Annotated in this window: 5 protein-coding genes; 1 reads left to right on the top strand and 4 read right to left on the bottom strand. The window is 70.5% G+C overall.

Annotation, left to right across the window (positions count from 1 at the left end; all coding sequences use genetic code 11):
• The 4 genes from EAW56_RS11165 to EAW56_RS11150 all read right to left on the bottom strand — a co-directional run.
• A partial coding sequence (locus EAW56_RS11165; RefSeq protein ID WP_244213419.1) for a UvrD-helicase domain-containing protein occupies positions 1–1706 on the bottom strand: 1706 nt, incomplete at its 3' end.
• Between the two features lie 18 nt (positions 1707–1724).
• Positions 1725–2441, bottom strand: coding sequence for a hypothetical protein (locus EAW56_RS11160; protein ID WP_122086597.1), 717 nt, complete (start codon positions 2439–2441; stop codon positions 1725–1727).
• Between the two features lie 9 nt (positions 2442–2450).
• A complete protein-coding gene (locus EAW56_RS11155) occupies positions 2451–3476 on the bottom strand; it encodes a DUF3152 domain-containing protein (protein ID WP_122086595.1) in 1026 nt (341 codons plus the stop codon).
• An 11-nt stretch (positions 3477–3487) separates the two neighbouring features.
• On the bottom strand, positions 3488–3712 hold the full coding sequence (locus tag EAW56_RS11150; protein ID WP_095278790.1) for a DUF3107 domain-containing protein: 225 nt from the start codon (positions 3710–3712) through the stop codon (positions 3488–3490).
• A gap of 96 nt (positions 3713–3808) precedes the next feature.
• Here EAW56_RS11150 and EAW56_RS11145 point away from each other — a divergent pair.
• On the top strand, positions 3809–4344 hold a 536-nt coding region (locus EAW56_RS11145), incomplete at its 3' end, for a DEAD/DEAH box helicase (protein WP_122086599.1).

Genomic DNA, 4344 nt, shown 5'->3' with positions numbered 1-4344 from the left:
GCGTCGGGCGCCGCGCTGCGGCGGTCGCGCACGCCCGTCGGCAGCTCCTGCGCGTCGATGTCCGCCACGAACGAGTCCACTCCTGCTGCTGCGCGGCGCTCGGTGAAGTCGCCGGCGGCGTCGAAAAGCGCCATGACCGCGTCCAAGTCCCGGTCCGCCTGCGAGCCGCTCGCCCCGCCGCGCAGGGCGACCGCGAGCAGGTGGTCCGACAGCCCGGTCGCGTGCCAGAGCGCCCAGAGCACCTCCTCCACGCTGCCGCCGTCCGCCTGCGCGCGCCTGGCGGCGTCGAGCACCCGCCGCACGCGCGTGAGGATCGAGAGCTCGCGGTCCGTGAGCACGGGGCCGAAGTCCGGCAGCTCCGCAGGGCTGAGCAGCAGGCGGCGCAGACTCTCCTCCGCGCGCACCTCGGGTTCCCAGCGGCGCAGGCCGCGCAACAGGCGGCGCAGGGTGACGGGGTCGGCGCCGCCGACGGGGCCGAGCAGGAAGTCGCGCCACTGCGCGGGGGTGAGCTCCTGGTCTAGCGCGCGCAGGCCGGTGAGCAGGGCCGCGACGATGCGCTGCTCCCCGAGCACCACGTCGGTGGGGTTGAGCATCACCGGCACCCCGGCGTGCAGCAGCGCGCGGCGCACCGGCTCCAGCATCGGCGTGGAACGCACCACGACGGCCATGTCCCGGTAGGCCACCCCGTCCTCCAGGTGCGCGCGGCGCAGGGCGTCCGCCACCGCGGCGTGTTGGGCGGCGTCGCTCCGCGTGACGGCCACGCGCCGCTCGGGGTCGCGGCGCGACTCCCCCAGGTCGATCACCTGGTGGTCGAGACCGCCCAGGTCGTGGAAGAAGCGCGGGGAGGCGCCGCGGAAGTGGAAGATGGACTGGGCGACGTCTCCCCCGACCACGCCGAGGTCTGCGCCGGAAAGGAGCCGACGCACGAATTCGGCGGGGGCGGGGGCGAGGTGCTGGGCATCGTCGACAAGCACTGCGTCCCACCTAGGCACCTCCCCGCGCAGGACCTCGCTGACCAGCTCGGACGCGGAGAATCTGGTGGCCGGGGTGAGCGCCATGACCTGCTGGTACTCGCGCAGGAAGTCGGCGGAGGCGCACCAGATGGGCACGTCGTAGCGCTCGCCGAGTCCGCGCAGCTCGTCGGCGGTGAGCCCGCGCTCGACCGCGCGCAGGAGCACATCGCGCAGCTGCCGGGCAAAGCCGAGCATGCCCATCGCGGGGCGCAGCTCCTCGGGCCAGGTGCCGCGTACGTCCTCCACCTGGCCGGCAAGAAGCTCGCGGATCACGGCGTCCTGCTCGGCGCCGGAGATCAGGCGGATCTCCTCGTCGAAGCGCTGCCGCAGCACCGCGAACGCGAGCGAATGGACGGAGCGCACCATCGGCTCGCTGGCGACAAACCCGCTGCGCGCGAGCCGGTCGGAGATCTCTGCGCGCAGCCGGGCCGCCGCCTCCTTGGAGTCCGTGACCACGACGACGCCGCTGGCGTCCCCGCCTTGCTCGGCCAGCCGAAGCGCCGCGGCCACCGCCGTATCCACTAGGAAGCTGGACACGCCGGAGCCGGCCTCGCCGGTGACCTTCCACAGCCCGCTCGCCGGAAGCGTGACGGGCCACGAGCGCTGCGTGGTCGTGCGGCGGCGCGGGACAAGGCGCGCGCGGGGGATCCGCGCGGCGGCGGGAGTCATCGGTTCGGTGCGTGGGGTTGGCATGCGCCCTAGTCTGCCAGGCTAGGCGGACACGAGGACCTCACGCACCCACGAAACCCTCGAACCTATGTTCACTCCCGCGGTGCGGGCTGCGATTTCACGGAACTCGAGCGCCCGCTCCGCCAAGAACCCCACGTCGGGGATGTGCGCCCAGCGCGACACCACGCCGTCATCCACCGCCCCGGCGAGCAGGCCGTCCACCATCGTCAGCGCGGCGGTATACCCGCGGGGGCGCGGGCTCACCGAGGGCACCAGCTCCGTCACCACCGGCGCATCCGTGCCGGAAAACAGGCAGCAGGCGAGGAAATCGATATGGGCGGTGACCAGCTGGTTCTCCGCGGGGTCCAGGTCGAAGCCTCGCCAGGCCGCGCGGTCCGCCTCCGCCCATGCATCGTCGCGGGGTGCGGGTGGGGCGTTGAACTGGGTCAGTGGGGCGTCGATAAGCAACGCCGCAGCGATCGCCTCATCGACGCGCGCTGCCGGCTCCCCCGGCGCGAACTCGTTGGCGCAAAACCCGTTGACCACGAGGCGGCCGTCGGTGGAGCGCACCGGTCGCGCGAAGCGGACGCCGCCGAGCGAATCGCCCAGCTTGTCGCGCACCTTGCCCGACCAGGCGGCGGTCTGCGTCGCGCGAGCCACGACAACGTGGCCGAAGCGCAGGCCGTTGTCCCACGCGGGCGAGGTCGGCGTGCCGCGCCCCTCCAACTGGAAGGCGGAAAGTACGTGCTCCGGAATCAAGGCGCCCCCCTAGCTCGCCGCAGGGCGCGGGTAGGGCCACGGGTTGGCCAGGCACGTGTCCGGGTTATCCGGGTAGACCTCTTCCGGGTCAAAGGAGTGCAGCTGGCCGTTGTTCAGGCTCAGGGTCTGCTGCATCATCACCGGCGCGAGGGCGCCATCCGCCGGGCACGGCTCGTGCGATGCGAAACCAAGGGCGTGCCCCACCTCGTGGTTGATCAGGTACTGGCGGTAGCGGCCCAGGTCGCCCTCGAACGGCGCTGCGCCGCGCACCCAGCGGGCCTCATTGAGCACGACGGTGTCATCCCCCGTGATCATGGTCCGGCAACTCGTTTCCATGTCCAGCTCCATGCCGCACATCTCCTTAGCGGTGTTCAAGGAGGTAAGGCGGATCTTCACGTCCGGGTTGTCAGCGCCGGAGACGTGCTCGAAGCGGAAGCGCGGGTCGTTGGTCCAGCTGCGCGGATCCAGCAGCGTCGCGTCCACCATTTCAGCGACGGCTTGGTCGCCGCCGTACGGGTTGGTATCCACCCCGTTTTCCACCTCGACAACGTAGCGCAGCGTCAGCTCGTCGCCCTTGCCCCCGTTGGCGCCCGGCGCACCCACCTCGCGGTACGTGCCCTCTCCGGCCTCCGCGATCGGTCCGCCCGGCGGCAGCTCCAACGCGTTCTGCACCCCCTCCGGCAGTTCGGCGGGCTTGCGCTCGACGTTGCCCTCAACGCCGCCCTCGCCGCTGCTCGAATCCTGGCCCGCGACGCCGATTCCGCGCTCGGAGTGCCCCTCCGAGCCGGCAGCGTCCACCACGGCGGAGCCCGGGTTTTGGAACATGTTCACTACGACGAGCAGCGTCAGGACCGCGAGGACCGGGATTGCGTAGGCACGCCACCCGTACTCGCGGGCAAAGCGGACGAGGCGGCCTTCGCCGCCGTCATCGTCGCCATCCCACTCACCGAAGAAGTCCTCCGCGTTGGCGTTTGCGTCCACATCGCGCCGGTCGTTCGCGTCGGGCCACTCGGCGTTGCTCTGCCTCGTCGTCATAACCTCTCAATCTATCGCATGAAGCCGACAGAGCGCGCGGTGGTCGAGCCCTGCTCCACGTACGCGATCCGGTCCGTGCGGATGAGGTAGGTACGCTCCTTCTCATCCACCACCTTCAGGGTCGACTGCCCGGACTCAATCGCCTGCTCAACCACGCTGAGGATGTCCTCCTGCCCTTCCGGCAGCTTGATCACGAGTTCGCGCGCGGTGTCGGCCAGACCAAACTTGATGTCCATAAAAGCGGGTCACGTTCCTTCACTAGTAGTTTTGCTTGTACCGGCTCGTTGTTAAGCGGTGGCCCTATTGTAACGGCCTCAAGCTAAGATGAGCGTGTGCCTAGATCAGCTGAGAGTGAACACCGCCCCGCCCCGACATTCGAGGAACTCGGTGTCGCCGCCGAGCTGCTCGACGCGTTGGCGGAGCAGGGCATCGAGCGGACCTTCTCCATCCAGGAGCTGGCCATCCCGCTCGCGCTCGACGGGCGCGACCTCATCGGGCAGGCCCGCACCGGCATGGGCAAGACCTACGCCTTCGGCATCCCCCTGCTGGACCGCGTGTTTGATGACGCCGCAATTGCGGAACTCGACGGCACCCCGCGCGCCCTCGTCGTCGTGCCCACGCGCGAGCTCGCCGCCCAGGTCGGCGAGGACCTCGAGCGCGCCTCCATACACACCCCAGTCCGTGTCGCCACCATCTACGGCGGCAGACCGTACGAGGAGCAGCTCGCGGCTATCGACGCCGGCGTGGACGTCATCGTCGGCACCCCGGGTCGCCTGCTCGACCTCCTGCAGCGCGGCGACCTCTCGCTGAGTCAGGTGGCCATCCTCGTGCTCGACGAGGCCGACGAGATGCTGGACATGGGCTTCCT

This window comes from Corynebacterium gottingense (assembly GCF_003693265.1).
GTDB lineage: Bacteria > Actinomycetota > Actinomycetes > Mycobacteriales > Mycobacteriaceae > Corynebacterium > Corynebacterium gottingense.
This window is presented reverse-complemented; position numbering and strand designations above follow the sequence as displayed.